Annotated in this window: 17 protein-coding genes and 1 pseudogene; 6 read left to right on the top strand and 12 right to left on the bottom strand. The window is 69.3% G+C overall.

Annotated features, from left to right (window positions below):
• Positions 1-76 precede the first annotated feature (76 nt).
• From ACLJPX_RS12270 to ACLJPX_RS12260, 3 genes are all read right to left on the bottom strand, one after another.
• Positions 77-1,210 (bottom strand): hypothetical protein, encoded by a 1,134-nt coding sequence (locus tag ACLJPX_RS12270; protein ID WP_410600179.1) that lies wholly within the window; start codon positions 1,208-1,210, stop codon positions 77-79.
• Positions 1,211-1,212: 2 nt separating this feature from the next.
• Positions 1,213-2,364: a hypothetical protein gene (locus tag ACLJPX_RS12265; protein WP_410600178.1), complete on the bottom strand. Its 1,152-nt coding sequence runs from the start codon at positions 2,362-2,364 to the stop codon at positions 1,213-1,215.
• A 102-nt stretch (positions 2,365-2,466) separates the two neighbouring features.
• Positions 2,467-4,125 carry an AMP-binding protein gene (locus tag ACLJPX_RS12260; RefSeq protein WP_410600177.1) on the bottom strand — a complete coding sequence of 553 codons (1,659 nt, stop codon included), beginning with the start codon at positions 4,123-4,125 and terminating at the stop codon, positions 2,467-2,469.
• Positions 4,126-4,264: 139 nt separating this feature from the next.
• On the opposite strand from ACLJPX_RS12260, the gene ACLJPX_RS12255 reads away from it, so the two are divergent.
• Entirely contained in the window at positions 4,265-5,026 is a 762-nt protein-coding gene (locus tag ACLJPX_RS12255; protein WP_410600735.1) for a PhzF family phenazine biosynthesis protein, read from the top strand.
• On the top strand, positions 5,026-5,400 hold the full coding sequence (locus ACLJPX_RS12250) for a YccF domain-containing protein (protein ID WP_240599453.1): 375 nt from the start codon (positions 5,026-5,028) through the stop codon (positions 5,398-5,400). Before ACLJPX_RS12255 ends, ACLJPX_RS12250 begins: the two co-directional genes overlap by 1 nt.
• Positions 5,401-5,499: 99 nt before the next feature.
• Here ACLJPX_RS12250 and ACLJPX_RS12245 read toward each other — a convergent pair whose 3' ends face one another.
• From ACLJPX_RS12245 to ACLJPX_RS12215, 7 genes are read right to left on the bottom strand one after another with little or no spacing between them, the layout of a single operon-like run.
• On the bottom strand, positions 5,500-6,315 hold the full coding sequence (locus ACLJPX_RS12245; protein ID WP_101610885.1) for a metallophosphoesterase family protein: 816 nt from the start codon (positions 6,313-6,315) through the stop codon (positions 5,500-5,502).
• A gap of 38 nt (positions 6,316-6,353) precedes the next feature.
• A complete protein-coding gene (locus ACLJPX_RS12240; RefSeq protein ID WP_037318851.1) occupies positions 6,354-7,148 on the bottom strand; it encodes an HAD-IIA family hydrolase in 795 nt (264 codons plus the stop codon).
• Between the two features lie 10 nt (positions 7,149-7,158).
• Positions 7,159-8,223, bottom strand: a complete 1,065-nt coding sequence (locus tag ACLJPX_RS12235) for a sulfate/molybdate ABC transporter ATP-binding protein (protein WP_410600176.1) — start codon at positions 8,221-8,223, stop codon at positions 7,159-7,161.
• Entirely contained in the window at positions 8,220-8,987 is a 768-nt protein-coding gene (locus ACLJPX_RS12230) for an ABC transporter permease (protein WP_410600175.1), read from the bottom strand. The genes ACLJPX_RS12235 and ACLJPX_RS12230 overlap by 4 nt, the downstream gene beginning before the upstream one ends.
• 52 nt (positions 8,988-9,039) lie before the next feature.
• Positions 9,040-9,804: a molybdate ABC transporter substrate-binding protein gene (modA, locus tag ACLJPX_RS12225; RefSeq protein WP_410600174.1), complete on the bottom strand. Its 765-nt coding sequence runs from the start codon at positions 9,802-9,804 to the stop codon at positions 9,040-9,042.
• Positions 9,801-10,205 carry a TOBE domain-containing protein gene (locus ACLJPX_RS12220; RefSeq protein ID WP_410600173.1) on the bottom strand — a complete coding sequence of 135 codons (405 nt, stop codon included), beginning with the start codon at positions 10,203-10,205 and terminating at the stop codon, positions 9,801-9,803. The genes modA and ACLJPX_RS12220 overlap by 4 nt, the downstream gene beginning before the upstream one ends.
• Positions 10,206-10,238: 33 nt before the next feature.
• Positions 10,239-10,712, bottom strand: a complete 474-nt coding sequence (locus ACLJPX_RS12215) for a MarR family transcriptional regulator (RefSeq protein WP_410600172.1) — start codon at positions 10,710-10,712, stop codon at positions 10,239-10,241.
• Positions 10,713-10,866: 154 nt separating this feature from the next.
• Between ACLJPX_RS12215 and moaA the strand changes: the two genes are divergently transcribed.
• The 4 genes from moaA (at position 10,867) to ACLJPX_RS12195 (ending at position 14,265) form a co-directional block, all read left to right on the top strand.
• Positions 10,867-11,931 (top strand): GTP 3',8-cyclase MoaA, encoded by a 1,065-nt coding sequence (gene moaA, locus ACLJPX_RS12210; RefSeq protein WP_410600171.1) that lies wholly within the window; start codon positions 10,867-10,869, stop codon positions 11,929-11,931.
• Position 11,932: 1 nt separating this feature from the next.
• Positions 11,933-12,187 carry a MoaD/ThiS family protein gene (locus tag ACLJPX_RS12205; RefSeq protein ID WP_101610892.1) on the top strand — a complete coding sequence of 85 codons (255 nt, stop codon included), beginning with the start codon at positions 11,933-11,935 and terminating at the stop codon, positions 12,185-12,187.
• Between the two features lie 90 nt (positions 12,188-12,277).
• The gene (locus tag ACLJPX_RS12200) at positions 12,278-13,168 is read left to right on the top strand and encodes a phosphatidylinositol-specific phospholipase C/glycerophosphodiester phosphodiesterase family protein (protein WP_410600170.1); all 891 of its coding nucleotides are present in this window, start codon (positions 12,278-12,280) and stop codon (positions 13,166-13,168) included.
• 455 nt (positions 13,169-13,623) lie between these two features.
• A complete protein-coding gene (locus ACLJPX_RS12195) occupies positions 13,624-14,265 on the top strand; it encodes a transglycosylase family protein (RefSeq protein ID WP_410600169.1) in 642 nt (213 codons plus the stop codon).
• A 548-nt stretch (positions 14,266-14,813) separates the two neighbouring features.
• On the opposite strand, the pseudogene ACLJPX_RS12190 reads toward ACLJPX_RS12195, so the two are convergent.
• Both ACLJPX_RS12190 and moaC read right to left on the bottom strand, forming a co-directional pair.
• Positions 14,814-15,730, bottom strand: a pseudogene (locus ACLJPX_RS12190) (molybdenum cofactor biosynthesis protein MoaE).
• Entirely contained in the window at positions 15,727-16,197 is a 471-nt protein-coding gene (moaC, locus tag ACLJPX_RS12185; protein ID WP_184896309.1) for a cyclic pyranopterin monophosphate synthase MoaC, read from the bottom strand. Before moaC ends, ACLJPX_RS12190 begins: the two are co-directional and overlap by 4 nt.
• Positions 16,198-16,323: the final 126 nt, after the last annotated feature.

The raw sequence follows: 16,323 nt of genomic DNA, 5'->3' as shown, positions 1-16,323 counted from the left end.
AGGGGCCTTTGCCCGCGTCTCACGCGGCGAAGGGCGCTTTCCCCGCATCGCATGCGGGGAAAGCGTCCTTCAGCTCCTACCTCGCGGGCCAGTAGACGGCGTGCCAGTCACCGCCCGCGGTGACCGCGCCGCCCGCGATCGTCCCGTCGAGACCGATCAGCTGCGCCCGGCTGAAACCGCCGCCCGGCAACGTTCCGAGGTCGGTCTTCACACCGTTCGCGTCCCACAGCGCGGCGTTCCCCGCCCGGCCGACGATCCGGCCCTGCCCGTCGATGTCCTCGGCCTGACCGTCTAGATCGGACAGCCGGGTCATCGTCCCGTCGGCGGCCCATCGCACCGCGACGTCGAGGGAACCGGCCGGGGTGGCGACGTACCCCCTGCCGACCGAGACCCCGGAACCGTTGAGCGCCATCGCACCCGTGCCATAGGAGTCCGGCCCGCCGAGTTGGATCATGGTGCCGTCGGCGGTCCACTTCACCGCCGTGTGCCGGTCGTTGATCACGGTGTCGCCGACGATCTCACCGGAGGCGTTCAGATCACGGAACCAGCTCTGCACGGCCGCCGGGCCGAGCATGGTGACCGCACCGTTGGCGTCCCAGCGCAGCACCCGGGTGCTGCCGTCCGCCCCGTAGAGCCGCCCGGCGATGAACCTCCCGTCACGGGTGATCGCGCTCGCGTAGTAAGCCCCCTCCAACGGCGGGGCGGCGAGCACCGAGACGTTTCCGGACGAGTCCCAGCGCAAGCCGCGTTGACGATCGTCGCCGGCTTTACCCGAACCGACGACGACGCCGGTCGAGCTGATCCCGGTCGCCTCCGAGGCCGAGCCGCCCGGCGGCGAGGACAGCTGGGTGATCGAACCGTCCAGCGACCAGCGCACGGCCCGCAGATTCGACGCGCCGACGATCATCCCGGTCGCGTTGACCGCTTTCGCCTCCGCGGACCCGCCGGGCAAGGGCTCCAGCCGGGTGACCCGGCCGGCCTTGTCCCATTTCACCGCGACGCACGAGTGCGAGTGCGGCGAGTCGGCGCAGGACTGCCCGATCAGCTGTCCACGGTCACCGATCGCCGTCACCGAAGTGTCGTTGGTACCGGGCACGATGCCGAGTTCGATCGGGCCCGTCGCCGCGGTCGCCACCGCGGGGAGGGAGAACGGAAGAGCCACGGCGACCGCGGCCATGACGAGTAGACGTTTACCCCGTTGCGCGAACATGTTCACCCCTGTGCCTTGGGCCAGTAGACGGCGTGCCAACGGCCTTCTTCGTTGTACGAGATCCCGGCGATCACACCGTTCGCGGCGATGCGGGTGGCGTTGCTGTAGGTGCCGCCCGGCAGCGCGCCGAGGACCGTGCGCGTTCCCGAGGCGTCCCACTTGGCCGCGATCTCGTTCTCCAGGCCGACGACGGTTCCGGCACTGTCGATGTCGTTCCCGAGCCCGCGCTCGGTCGACAATGTCGTCCGAGCGCCGGCGCCGTCCCACCGGGCCGGGTTCGTCGTGCCGAAGACCTGATAGCCGCCGCCCGCGGCGACGCCGGCGTCGTTGACCGCGCTCGCCCAGGCAGCCCAGATCTCCGGGTGCTCCAGCCAGGTCATCCGCCCGTCCTGCTCCCAGCGCACGGGCTTCGGGTCCCCGCCGAGACGAGCACTTCCGACGATGACGCCGTTGTCGTTCATGTCTTCCGGCGTGCTGTCGGCGATCCCCGGCGAGAGATCGGTGATCACCCCTTCGGAATTCCAGCGCACGGCGTGGTTCCGTCCGGCCGCGTCGGTCGCCGTCCCGCCGATGGTCAGGCCGTCGCGGGTGATCCACAGCGCGCTTCCGTAGTCTCCGTCCAGTGCGCCGAGCGCCACGACGGTCCCGTCCGCGTTCCAGCGCAGAGCGTGGGCCTTCCCGTCCGCGCCGTTCCCGGTACCGACGACGACGCCGGTGCCGCTGATCTCGTTCGCGTAGGCGTAATCCCCGCCCGGCAAGGAAGGCAGCGCGGTGACGGCCCCGTCCGGCGCCCACTTCACGGCCGTCTGGTTCCGCGACGGGTCCTTGTGCGCCCAGCCGACGGCGACCCCGTGCTCGTTGACGTCGTTGGCCTCGCTCTGTTCGCCGCCGAGGCCGGCCAGCGCGGTGATCCGGCCCTGCGCGTCCCACCTCGTCGCGTGGTGCTTGATCTGCGGTTCGAGCGGGGTCGACGAACCGACCATGACCCCGTGGTCGTTGATCGCGTTGACTTCGCTGAACAGGTCGCCCGGCAGCGTGCCGAGGTCGACCGGGGCGATCGCGGGATCCGCGGCCGCCACACCGGGCAGCATCAACGGCAGTGCCGCCAGCGACCCGGCCAGGGCGAGAACTCTCGTACTCCGTTTGATGGACATGGTTCCCCTACACGGCCCCCACGCCCCGCGCCTTGCGAGGCTTTCCGCCGCACAGGGGACACGCATCAGGAATGTGACAGGTTGCCCCTAAGTGTCAACTTGTCAGGCGTGCTTCGTGACGGCCGCCGCTTCCAGGCCGAGGATGCTGATCGACTCCTCGCGCATCTCGACCTTGCGCACCTTCCCGGTCACCGTCATCGGGAACTCCTCGACGACGTGGACGTACCGCGGGATCTTGTAGCGCGCCAGCTTCCCCTCGCAGAACTCCCGCATCGTTTCGGCGGTCAGCGGCGCCGCGCCCTCGCGCATCCGCACCCACGCCATCAGTTCCTCGCCGTACTTCGCGTCGGGGACGCCGATGACCTGCGCGTCGAGGACGTCCGGATGGGTGTAGAGGAACTCCTCGATCTCGCGCGGGTACAGGTTTTCGCCGCCGCGGATGACCATGTCCTTGATCCGGCCGGTGATGTTGACGTACCCGTCGGCGTCCATGATCGCGAGGTCGCCGGTGTGCATCCACCGTGCCGCGTCGATCGCCTCGGCCGTCTTGTCGGCCTGCTCCCAGTAACCGAGCATCACCGAGTAGCCGCGCGTGCAGAATTCGCCCGGCTCGCCACGCGGCACGGTCAGCCCCGTCTCCGGATCGACGACCTTGACCTCCAGATGCGGACCGACACGGCCGACGGTCGACACGCGCCGCTCCACCGAATCGTCCGCGCGGGTCTGCGTGGACACCGGCGACGTCTCGGTCATGCCGTAGCAGATCGACACCTCCGCCATCCCCATCCGGTCGATGACCTGCTTCATCACCTCGACCGGGCAAGGCGAACCCGCCATGATCCCGGTGCGCAGCGAAGAAAGGTCGTGGGAATCGAAGTCCGGGTCGGCCAGTTCGGCGATGAACATCGTCGGGACCCCGTACAGGGACGTGCATTTCTCGGCCGCGACGGCTTCGAGGGTGGCCTTCGGCTCGAACGCGGGCGCCGGGATGACCATGCAGGCCCCGTGGGTCGTCGCCGCGAGATTGCCCATCACCATGCCGAAACAGTGGTAGAAGGGCACGGGGATGCACACCTTGTCGGCTTCGGTGTAGTTGCAGAGTTCGCCGACGAAGTAGCCGTTGTTGAGGATGTTGTGGTGGCTGAGCGTGGCGCCCTTCGGGAAACCCGTGGTGCCGGAGGTGTACTGGATGTTGATCGGGTCGTCCGCGGAAAGCGCCCTCTGGCGTTCGGCCAGGAGCGCGCGGTCGGCCTTGCCGCCGATCTCCAGCAGTGACGGCCACGCCGGGCTGTCGAGCAGCACGACGTGTTCCAGCGCCGGGCATTTCGGCCCCGCCTCGGCGATCATGCCCGCGTAGTCGGAGGTCTTGAACGAGTTCGCGGCCACGATGAGCTTGATCCCGGCCTGGTTCAGCACGTACTCGAGTTCGTGCGAGCGGTACGCCGGGTTGATGTTGACCAGGATCGCGCCGAGCTTCGCGGTCGCGTACTGGGTGAGCGTCCACTCCGCGCGGTTCGGCGACCAGATGCCGACTCGGTCGCCCTTCGCGATGCCGAGGTCCAGCAGCCCGAGGGCGAGCGCGTCCACGTCGGCGGCGAGTTCGGTGTACGTCCAGCGTTTCCCGGCCGCGCGGTCGACCAGCGCGTCCCGGTCGCCGAAGGCGGCGACGGTGCGATCGAAGTTGTCGCCGATGGTGTCCCCCAGCAGCGGGGTGTCCGAGATTCCCGATGCGTAGCTCGGTAGGGCGGGGGCGTCGGACATGGAGACTCCTGCGTTCGGCGGCATCGACGCGTCGAGTCTAGAAAGCCCCGGTGACCTGGGCCACCTGCAAGTGGAGACCCGCGACACCTCGGGGGAAACCCGGAGGCCGGGTTCCCGGATGCCCGATATCGTCGAGGACATGCGCCTCTACATCGTCGACGCGTTCACCTCCGAGGCCTTCGCCGGTAACTCGGCCGGAGTCGTGCTTTTGGACTCGCCGGGCGACGCGGGCTGGATGCAGTCCGTCGCGGCCGAGCTGAAGCACGCCGAGACGGCCTTCGTCGAGGTCAGCGGTGAGGGTCCGAAGTCGCTTCGCTGGTTCACGCCGGAGACCGAGGTCGACCTGTGCGGGCACGCGACGCTGGCGACCACGCACGTCCTTGGCGGCGAACAGACCTTCACGACGAGAAGCGGCGAACTGCGCTGCCGCGCCGAAGACGGCTGGGTCTCGATGGACTTCCCGTCGGATCCGCCCCGCGAGTCCGACGACGACCTTTCCTCGATCCTGCCGGGCGTGTCCTTCTCCTATGTCGGGCGCAGTCACCAGAACCTGTTCGCGGTGGTGGACGAGGCTTCGGTGGTCCGTTCGCTCGCCCCGGACCTGGCCGCGCTGCGCGCGCACTGGACCGGACGGCTGATGGTCACCGCCCCTGGCGACGTCGACGGGGTCGACTTCGTCACCCGGTTCTTCGCGCCGGGCGTCGGCGTCGACGAGGACCCGGTCACCGGCTCCGCGCACTGTGTCCTCGCGCCGTACTGGGCCGCACGCCTCGGCAGGGACAACCTCGTCGGCGAGCAGGCCTCGGCTCGCGGCGGCATCGTCCGGATGAGTCTCGAAGGTGACCGCGTCCTGCTCTCGGGGCAGGCGGTCACCGTGGCCAGTGGGGAGTTGCACGTCTGATGCGCCTGATCCTGAACGTCATCTGGCTCGTGCTGTGCGGCCTGTGGATGGCCCTCGGCTACGTCGTCGCCGGAATCATCTGCTGCATCCTGATCGTCACCATCCCGTTCGGGCTGGCGTCGTTCCGGATCGCGGCCTACGCGCTGTGGCCGTTCGGCCGCACGGTCGTCGACCGGCGCGACGCCGGGGCGGCGTCGACGATCGGCAACGTCATCTGGTTCCTCTTCGCCGGGCTGTGGCTCGCGATCGGGCACGTGCTGACCGGGGTCGCGCTGTGCATCACGATCATCGGGATCCCGCTGGGCGTGGCGAACTTCAAGATGATCCCGGTTTCGCTGATGCCGCTCGGCAAGGAGATCGTGGAACTCCCGTAGTGCGGCCCGCACACGCTATGAAAGGCCCGTTACTTGCAAAATTTGCAAGTAACGGGCCTTTCATAGCACGCGGGACCAGGGTTGGAGCCTCCGTAAAGCTCAGTCCTCGGGCTCCCAGGGCAGCGGGATGATCAGGCAGGGCCCGCCGACGAACAGCCCGCCGTCGATCCCCAGCGCCTTCCCACCGGCGTAGAGATAAGGCCCCTCGATCTGCGCGGGGTGGATGCCGAGCTGGTCGGCGATGACGCTGTGCCCGTGCACGATCCGCTCACCGCCGAGCCGGTCCATGAGCTGTTGCGCGACGTCGGCGCCTTCCGGGCCGCGGAAGGCGTAGCGCGTGGTCATCCGCCGCCACACGTCCCACCAGGCCTGGATGTCGCTGCCTTCGAGGATCTCGCGACCGCGCGCGTTGATCCCGTCGATGTCGGCGCCCCAGTCGAGGTACTCGAGGGTGTCCGAGTGCATCAGCAGGTGATCGGCGGCCAGCGTCAGCATCGGGCGCGAGGTCAGCCATTCGATGTGCTGCGGCGTGAGCCGGTCCTGGTCGGCGAGCAGCCCGCCGTTGATCTCCCAGCTGCGGGCGAAGCTGCGCGGCCCGAAGTCGGACGGCACCTCCGTGTCGCCGAAGTGGTACATCCCGAGCAGCAGGATCTCGTGGTTGCCCAGCAGCGTCCCGCAGTGGCCGCCCGCCTTGGCGGCCTGGCGTTCCAGCCGCATCACCAGGTCGATGACGCCGACGCCGTCGGGCCCCCGGTCGACGAAGTCGCCGAGGAACCACAGGGTCGCTTCACCGCCGGCCCAGTCGTCGTCGGCGTCGAGCAGCCCCTTCTCCCGGAGCGCCCCGGCCAGCTCGTCCCGGTGTCCGTGCACGTCACCGACCACATAGGTCGGGGACGGAGGCTGATCGTCGTGCATCTCTGTGACGATAATCCCTCCGTCCGCCATCGCCTCGTTCAGCCTTCGCCGAACGGGTCGCCGGTCCGCCCGACCAGATCGGCGATCGAGTCGATGATCATGGTCGGCCGGTACGGATAGTGCTCGGCGCTCTCCCTGCTGGAGATGCCGGTCAGCACCAGGATCGTCTGCAATCCGGCCTCGATTCCCGAGTGGACGTCGGTGTCCATCCGGTCGCCGATCATCAGCGTCGACTCCGAATGCGCGCCGAGCCGCCGCAGCGCCGAGCGCATCATCAGCGGGTTGGGCTTGCCGACGTAGTACGGCGAGCGGCCGGTCGCCTTTTCGATCAGCGCGGCGACCGAGCCGGTGGCGGGCATGGAGCCCTCGACGCTGGGGCCGGTCGCGTCGGGGTTGGTGGCGATGAACTTCGCGCCGCCCTCGATCAGCCTGATCGCGCGGGTTATCGCGCTGAAGCTGTACGTGCGCGTCTCGCCGAGGACGACGTAGTCCGGGTCGCGTTCGGTCAGCACGTAGCCGACCTCGTGCAGCGCCGTGGTGAGCCCGGCTTCGCCGATCACGAACGCCGAGCCGTTCGGCCGCTGCGACGCGAGGAACTTCGCGGTCGCCAGCGCGGAGGTCCAGATGGCCTCCTCGGGGATGTCGAGACCGGTCCGTTCGAGCCTCGCCCGCAGGTCACGCGGGGTGTAGATCGAGTTGTTGGTCAGCACCAGGAAGCCGATGTCGTTGGCGCGCAGTTCCTTGAGGAACTCGTCCGCGCCGGGCACGAGGTGCTCCTCCTTGACCAGCACGCCATCCATGTCGCTGAGGTACGTCCAACGGCGCTCGTTCATGGGCACCACCTTAATGATCGGAGACCGCGTGAACAGCCACGGACGCCGCCTTGACCGAAAGGTTGACCGGTGTCCCGGGTTCGAGCGCCAGTTCGGCGACCGCGGCGGGGGTCAGATCGGCGGCGAGACCGGCCGCCCAGTCGTCCCCGCGAGTGCGGACCCGGATCACCGGTCCGTGTGGTTCGAGCGCGTCGACGACTCCCTCGACGGTGTTGCGCGGGCTGCCCCGGTGCTCGCCGTCCCGCAGGTACACGGCGACGGCGCTGGGTGCGAAGACGGCCACGGCCGCTTCGCCGTCGATGACGTCGTCCGCCGGGATCCCGGCCAAGTGCCCACCTGACGTGCGTAAACCTCCCTCGGCGGCGACGCCGGGCACCAGGTTCAGCCCGGCGATCCGCGCGGTGAAGGCGGTGCGCGGCGCGGAAAGGACCTTCCGGGTCTCGCCGCGTTCGACGATCCGGCCGCCGTCGAGGACGGCGACGTGATCGGCCAGCGCCAGCGCGTCGAGCGGGTCGTGGGTGACCAGCACCGTCGGCGGCCCGGACCGCAATACGCGCCGGAGCAGACCGCGGATGGCGGGTGCGGCGTCGACGTCGAGAGCGGCGAAGGGCTCGTCGAGCAGCAGAAGTCCCGGCTCGGCCGCCAGCGCCCGCGCGATCGCGACCCGTTGCGCTTGTCCGCCGGAGAGCTGCGCGGGCCGCCGTCCGGCCAGTTCGAGCGCGTCCACTTCGGTCAGCCACTCCCTCGCTTGGCGCTTCGCCTCGGCGCGCCCGGCGCCGGTCGAGCGCGGTGCGAAGGCGACGTTGTCCAAAGCGGACAGATGCGGGAAGAGCAGGGCGTCCTGGGAGAGCAGGCCGATGCCGCGCGCGTGCGGCGGGAGATCGCCAAGACCGCGGCCGTCCAGGGTGATCCGTGCCCGATCCGGCCGGAGGAGACCGGCGAGGCAGCCGAGCACGCTGGACTTCCCCGACCCGTTGGGGCCGAGCAAGGCGAGTACACCGCCGTCGGGCACCTCGAACTCGACATCCAGGGTGAATTCGCCGCGCCGGAGGACGATCCCGGCCGAAAGGGTCACGAGCGGACTCCTTCCAGCGCGCGCGGCCGGGCGAGCGCGATCACCGCGACGGCGACCAGGATGAGCAGCAACGCGAGCGCCACGGCGCTGTCGACGTCGACCTCGGCCTGGGTGTAGACCTCCAGCGGCAGGGTCCGGGTCACGCCTTCCAGGCTGCCCGCGAAGGTGATCGTGGCGCCGAACTCGCCGAGTGCCCGCGCGAAGCTCAGCACTATCCCCGAACCGAGCGCGGGCAGCAGCAGCGGCAAGGTGACGCGGCGGAACACCGTCCACGGTCTGGCGCCCAGTGTCGAAGCGACCCGTTCGTACCGGTCACCGGCACCGCGCAACGCGCCTTCGAGGCTGACCACCAGGAACGGCATCGCGACGAAGGTCTGCGCGATGACCACCGCGGCCGTGGTGAACGGCACCTGCTCACCGGTCAGGGTGGTCACCAGGATGCCGAGAAACCCCTTGCGGCCCAGCAGGTAGAGCAGCGCCAGGCCGCCGACCACCGGCGGCAGGACCAGCGGCAGCAGCACCACCGCGCGCAGCACGCGGATGCCGCGCGCCCGGGAGCGCGCGAGCACCACGGCGAGCGGGACGCCGAACAGCACACAGGCCACAGTGGACAGTCCGGCGGTGATCAGCGACAGCTTGAGCGCGTTCAGCGAGGAAGACGAGGCGATGAGGCTCGGGAATCGGCTCAGGTCCGAGCGCACCAGCAGGCCGACGACCGGCAGGACCACCAGCGCCAGCGCGCAGACGGCGGGCGGCCAGAGCACCCACGGGACCCCGGCACCCGCGTTTCGTCCTCTGGTTGCGGTCTTCGCGGGATCAGGGCGCGCCAAAACCGACCTTCGCCAGTTCCTGCCTGCCTTCGGGGCTCAGGACGAACTCCGTGAACTGCTTCGCGAGGAACGCGTCGGACGCACCCTTCACGACCCCGATCGGATAGTTGTTGATCGCGCCCGCCGCCTCGGGGAAGTCCACTTTGTCCACCTTCGTGGCCGCTGAGGTCGCGTCGGTGACGTACACGAGTCCCGCGTCGGCGTCACCCGACTGCACCTTCGCGAGCACGGACTTGACGTCCTGCTCCTCGCTGGCCGGCTTGAGCGTGACCCCGGAAGACTGCTGGACCTTCTTCGCCGCCGCCCCGCACGGCACCTGCGGCGCGCAGACGACCACGGTCAGCCCGTCCTTGGCGAGATCGGCCAGCCCCTTGATGCCCTTGGGGTTGCCCTTGCCGACGGCGATGGCGAGCCGGTTGGTGGCGAACACCGACGGCTGCCCGTCGATCACCTCGCCCTTGGTGGCCTTGTCCATATTGGCCTGGTCCGCGGAGGCGAAGACGTCCGCTTTCGCGCCTTGGGTCAGCTTCTGGACCAGCGCGGAGGAGCCCTCGAAGCTGAACTTCACGGTCACCCCGGAGTTCTGCGCCTCGAACTTCTTGCCCAGCGCCCCGAACGACTCGGTCAGCGACGCCGCCGCGAACACGGTCAACGTCCTCGCCTCGATCTTCGCGGTGACGGGCTGCTCCGAAGAACCACAGGCCGTCGCGGCCAGTGCCAGCGCGAGCAGGGCGGGGACGAGTCTCCTCATCGGCTTCCTTCCGGGGTTTCGATCACGACGGTGGTCGCCTTGACGACGGCGACGGCGAGCACTCCCGGCCGCAGCCCGAGCTCGCGGACGGCTTCGGCGCTCATCAGGGAGACCACGCGGTGCTGGCCGCACTGCAGTTCGACCTGCGCCATCACCTTGTCCGTGATGACCTCGGTGACCAGGCCGACGAACCGGTTGCGCGCGGACCGGCCGACATTCGACGGGTCCTCGGGCTGCTCGGCCTGCGCCTTGGCGAACGCGGCGAGTTCGGCGCCGTCGACGACCTTGCGGCCAGCCGAGTCGTCGAACGCGGTCAACTGGCCCGCGCGCACCCAGCGGCGGACGGTGTCGTCGCTGACGCCGAGCAGACGAGCGGCTTCAGACAACCGGAATTGCGGCATGCCAGAGAGATTACTTCCGCAGATGCGGAAAAGCTATGGACGGGAGGAATTGCCGGGCAGTTCGTCGCGGAGGCCATCGAGCAACGCGCTCTGGAAACGCTCCAGCACTTTCCGTTCCTCGGGAGAGAACTGTTCGAGGAGGGTCTTCATGTTCGTGTACGCGGATTCGAAGAGCGGCGCGTGGCGCTCCATGGCGCCCGGGACGACCTCTATCAGGACTTTCCGGCGGTCGGCGGTGTCGCGGACGCGGCGGGCGAGACCCGCCTTCTCGAGCCTGTCCATGACGCCGGTCACAGCGCCCGTCGACAACCCGGTCATTTCGGCGATCCTGCCCGCTGTCAACGGTCCCCGCGCCTGACCGACGAGTTCGAGCACCTTGTGGTCGGTGGCCGACAGGCCTATCCGCTCGGCGATCCTGGCGTGCCGCAGGACGGTCAGCGTGCTGCCTTCCCTGCCGAGATGGGCGAACCGGGCCAATTCCTCCACCGAGAGCGGGTATTTCGCCATCCGGAAACCCTTCGGAAGAAAACCAGGCCTCGGGCCGGTGGGGTACGAAATGCACCAGGATAATGAGGCGAAGTGAAGCTTCTCCTTTGAGGGTGGCGGCGGGGGCATGGATGGACAGTCGGTTTTCGCTCACTTCGGGGTTAGTCTGGTGACAATGACAGCAGTCGATCTCGGGTTTCCCCGTGTCCCCGGTACACGCGGACGCCCCACCGCGCCCAGGCCGGACAATCCCGCCCTGATCGACACCTTCGGCCGGGTGGCGACCGACCTGCGGGTGTCGCTCACCGACAAGTGCAATCTGCGCTGTACCTATTGCATGCCCGCCGAGGGCCTGGAATGGATGCCGAGCGCGGACGTGCTGACCGACGACGAACTCGTGCTCCTGCTGCGGATCGCCGTCGAACGGCTCGGCGTCACCGACATCCGGCTCACCGGCGGCGAACCGCTGCTGCGCCAAGGTCTCGAGAAGATCGTCGAGCGGATCGCGGCCCTCGAACCGCGGCCGAGGCTTTCCATGACCACCAACGGGATCGGGCTGGCGAAGCGCGCGAAGCCGCTCGCCGACGCCGGCCTCGACCGGATCAACGTCTCGCTGGACACGGTCGACCGCGCGCTGTTCGAGACGATCACGCGTCGCGACAGGCTGTCGCACGTGCTCGCCGGCATGGCGGCCGCGCGCGAGGCCGGGCTGTCCCCGGTGAAGGTCAACGCGGTGCTGATGCGCGGGCTGAACGAGGACCAGGCGGTGCCGTTGCTGCGGTTCTGCCTCGCCGAGGGCTACCACCTGCGGTTCATCGAGCAGATGCCGCTGGACGCGCAGCACGGCTGGAGCCGGCGCGACATGATCACCGCCGAGCAGATCCTCGGCATGCTCGGCGAGGAGTTCTCGCTGTCGCCGTTCCCTGCCGCCCGGGGCGGGGCACCCGCCGAACGCTGGCTGGTCGACGGCGGGCCGGGCGACGTCGGCGTGATCGCCTCGGTGACGAGGCCGTTCTGCGGTGCCTGCGAGCGGACGAGGCTGACCGCCGACGGCGCGGTGCGCTCGTGCCTGTTCAGCAACGACGAGACCGACCTCCGCGCCCTCGTGCGCGCGGGCGCGCGCGAAGAAGAGGTGGCGGACGTCTGGCGGGCGACCATGTGGGGCAAGCTCGCCGGGCACGAGATCAACGAGGCCGGCTTCGCGCAGCCGATCCGGCCGATGAGCGCGATCGGCGGCTGACATGGTGACCATCGTGGTGCGGTACTTCGCCTCGGCCCGCGCGGCCGTCGGCTTCGACGAAGAGAAGGTGTCGCTGCCGGACGGCGCCCGCGTCGCCGACGCCGTCGCCCACCTGCGCGAACTCCACCCGGAGAAATTGGCGAAGCTGCTCGACGCGGTCTCGTTCCTGCTGGACGGCGTCGCCGTGCGGGATCTCACCAAACCGCTGGCCGACGCCGCCGAACTGGACGTGCTACCCCCGTTCGCGGGCGGCTGACCTGCGCCGACGGCGAAAGTGGGAGCAAAGGTCCCTTGCTCGCCGTTTGGAATTCACCGGCCGGACGCCGAAGCCCCGGAGGATGCGCGAGTGATCACTCCCCGCCGCATCCTGGCCGCGCTGCTGGCCGCGGTCGCCGCCACGAGCCTGGCGACCGCTCCGGCCTCCGCCCACGAACGCGGCGTCCGGCCACTGCCGCAGGCGCACAGCCACAACGACTACGAGCACGCGCGCCCGCTGCACGACGCGCTCGATCAGGGCTTCACCAGCGTCGAGGCCGACATCTACCTGGTGGACGGGCAACTGCTGGTCGCGCACGACCTGGCGGACACCCGCCCGGACCGCACCCTGGAGTCGCTCTACCTGGAGCCGCTGCGCAAGCGCGTCCTGGCCAACCACGGCGTCGGCGTCTACCGGCAGCGCGCACCCTTCGAGGCACGCTTTCCCGCCGAGAAGGCATCAGCGGAGTTCCAGCTGCTGATCGACGTCAAGGGGGACGCGAACAGCACCTACGCGGCGCTGGAGAAGCGGCTGTACGACCCGCGCTACTCCTTCCTCTTTTCTCTGTACGCGTTCGGGCACGTCCAGAAGAGGGCGGTCACCGCGGTGATCTCCGGCGGACGGCCCAAGGACGTCATGCTCGGGCAGAAGTTCCGGCTCGCCTTCTACGACGGCCGGATCTCCGGCGAGAACGACCTCGGCATCGGCTCGGATCGCCGGGTGACCCCGCTGGTCTCGGATTCCTGGACCGGGCTGTTCACCTGGACGGGCGCGGGCTCCTTCCCCGCCGCCGAGCGCGCGAAACTGCACGAACTGGTACGCCGCGCTCACGCGGCGGGACAGCGGGTGCGTTTCTGGGCGACGCCGGACATCGCCGGAGCCGATCGTGACGCTCTGTGGAATGAGCTGGTCACCGCCGGGGTCGACCACCTGAATACGGATGACCTGCGTGGGCTGGCGAACTTCTTGAGGTCTCGCTAAAGTGCGCGGCCCAATAGCGCGCGAAGGCGCACGAATGGGCCAGTCATCCCTTAATCCACGTGATGCAAGCCTCACGATCCGTGAATTATCTCGGCCAGGAAACGGTCCGATAACGGCCAGCTGACCTGCATAAACAGTCGAATCGTTATAGGTTGCGTGCTGTTACTGTGATGTAGGTCACAGCTCGAATAATTTCCGATCAGGCCGTTCGTTACGTACCGTCGCTTTTCGGTTGGCCCCGACCGACCACGCAACACCGGGAACCCGTAGCGCCGAGCCCTGTCCAACGGATTCCCGGACCCAACCCCGAGCGAAAGCATTTCCGGACAGGGACGAGGGGACCGAGCCGACGCGGCGTGCGTCAGGCGAAGTCAGCCGGCCTGAGACGGCCGGCCAGACCCCCGGGTCTTTCCCTCAGCACAGGCTCGTAGGCGCAGGGAGCGAGATTTACTCACATGTCGTACCGAGGCAAGCACCGCAAGATGTCCGCCGCCACCCGCCACATCGCCCGTGTCGCCATCGCCGGCGTCGCGGTCGGCGCCCCCCTCGCCATCGCCGCGACCCCCGCGTCGGCGACCAACTGGGACGCCATCGCCCAGTGCGAGAGCAGCGGCAACTGGGCCGCCAACACCGGCAACAAGTACTCCGGTGGTCTCCAGTTCTCGCCGAGCACCTGGCGTGCCTACGGCGGCACCGGCAGCGCTCACAATGCTTCGCGTGAGCAGCAGATCGCCGTCGCCGAGCGGGTCCTCCAGGGCCAGGGCATCGGCGCGTGGCCGGTCTGTGGCAAGAAGGGCGGCTCCGCCAGCCCCGCCAAGGCCAAGTCGACCGCCCCGAAGGCCACCAAGAAGGTGACCCCGAAGAAGTCGACCGCCCCGGTCACCAAGCAGCAGGCTCCGGCTCCGGCCCCCGCCGTCACCGGTGTCGCGGGCTCGAACCCGGCCGGCGACTACACCGTCGTCGCAGGCGACACGCTGTCCAAGATCGCTTCCAAGTTCAACGTCCAGGGCGGCTTCCAGAAGCTGCAGGACCTGAACAAGGAATTCGTGCCGAACGCCGACTTCATCGTCGTCGGCCAGAAGCTCGCCACCAAGTGAGCTCTTGAGCACCTGTAAGTCGTGATGCCCGCGGGATTCCCCGCGTGGCCACGTCGCGACTGACAGAGCCCCACCGCGCATTCCCCCGGCGGTGGGGCTCTGTCGTCTCGTGAGTGGCAAGGACGGTTAGAACGGACCGGTGTTTGCCTACCCACGGGATCCTCATGCCCAATGTGGGCGAGCGGGGAAGATTTGGGACGTCGAACGTCCCAAATCTTCCCCGCTCGACTGCCGTTCGTGAGGTTGCGGGGGGTGGCACGGTCTTGATCGACGGAACACCGCCTCGACGATGAAGGAATTGGGACACTCAACGTCCCAATTCCTTCATCGTCGACATCGGGGCGCACGCGTGAGCCGCCACCCGTAGTGGTCAGGTGGCCGCGTGAACCGACCCGCCGCGGTGACATTCCGGTGTCATCGAGCTCCGAGACCCGAGCGACCCCTCGACTACCGCACCACACCTTCACCCTGGTCACGCGTAGGTAGGCAAAGACGGGTCCACCAGAACCGTCCTTGCCACTCACGAGGCCGAACGCCGTCCGCAACCGCTACGGCGAGTTGACCCACTCGTCGCTGCCGTCGGTGAAGTGCTGGTGCTTCCACACCGGCAGCCGCGCCTTGACCTCGTCGACCAGCTCCGAGCAGGCGGCGAAGGCCTGGCCCCGGTGCTCGGCCGCCACGGCGCACGCCAGCGCGACGTCTCCGATGGCCAGCGCGCCCAGCCGGTGGCTGACCGCGACGGCACGCACCCCGGTCCACTTCCCCGAGAGATCCGCGACGACCTCCGCGAGCACTTCGGAGGCACTGGGGTGCCCCTCGTAGGCGAGCCGGTCCACCGACCGGCCGCCGTCGTGGTCCCGCACGACCCCGCCGAAGGTGACGACGGCACCCGCGGCCGCGTCGTCCACCAGCCGGGCGTGTTCCTCGACCGAGAGCGGCTCGTCGACCACCGCGATCCGTGCGACCCGAACGCTCACTGCTGTGCCTCCCGTGGGTGGTCGCCGCCCGCCAGCTGGTCGACGGCGTGGTCGAGGATCCCGTCCAGTACGCCAAGGCCGTCCTTCACGCCGCCGCGCGAGCCCGGCAGGTTCACCACCAGGGTCCGCCCGGCCACGCCCGCGACCCCGCGCGAGAGCACGGCCGTGGGGACCTTGGGCAGTCCGGCGGCCCGGATCGCGTCCGCGACGCCGGGGAGTTCGTAGTCGAGGACGGCCCGGGTGACGTCGGGGGTGCGGTCGGTCGGCGAGATGCCGGTGCCGCCGGTCGTCACGATCACCTGGACCCCGGCCGCGACGGCCTCCCGCAGGGCCTCGCCGACGGGTTCCCCATCCTGGACGACCACGGGCTCGGGCACGTCCCAGCCGCGCGAGGCGAGCCAGGCGGTGATGACCGGACCGGTCGTGTCCTCGTAGACACCCTTCGCGGCGCGGTTCGACGCCACGATCACCCTCGCGACCCGGCTCACGGTCGCTCCCAGGTGCCGGTCTTGCCGCCGTCCTTGCGGATCAGGCGGACGTCGTCGAGGGTCGCCGCGGGATCGACGGCCTTGATCATGTCGTGCAGGGTCAGCCCGGCGACGGCGACGGCGGTCAGCGCCTCCATCTCGACACCGGTCCGGTCGTTCGTCTTCGCGGTCGCGGTGATGTGCACGGCGGTCTCGTCGAGGACGAACTCGACCTTCACCCCGGACAGCGCGATCTGGTGGCAGAGCGGGATCAGCTCGGGCACCTTCTTCGCGCCCATGATGCCCGCGATCCGGGCTGTCGCGAGGGCGTCGCCCTTGGGGAGCCCGTCCGTCGCCAGCAGGCCGAGGACCTCGGCCGTGGTGTGCACGGTGCCGCCCGCCAGCGCGATCCGGGCGGAGGGCGTCTTGCCGGAAACGTCGACCATACGGGCGGCGCCCGTATGGTCGACGTGGCTTAGTTCACTCACGCCCAGCAGGCTAGTCCTCAGCACAGGACAGCGGAGCTGAGGCGTGTTCGACGGAGCGACCACACGCGTGAACCCGCCCGGCCGAAGGCCTCGCTATCGCGGTGGCAGGGCGCCCTGGCTGCCGAA

Origin of the sequence: Amycolatopsis sp. lyj-90, assembly GCF_046549035.1 — a bacterium.
GTDB lineage: Bacteria > Actinomycetota > Actinomycetes > Mycobacteriales > Pseudonocardiaceae > Amycolatopsis.
The sequence above is the reverse complement of the archived record's forward strand: the minus strand, read 5'-3'. Positions and strand labels throughout refer to the sequence as shown.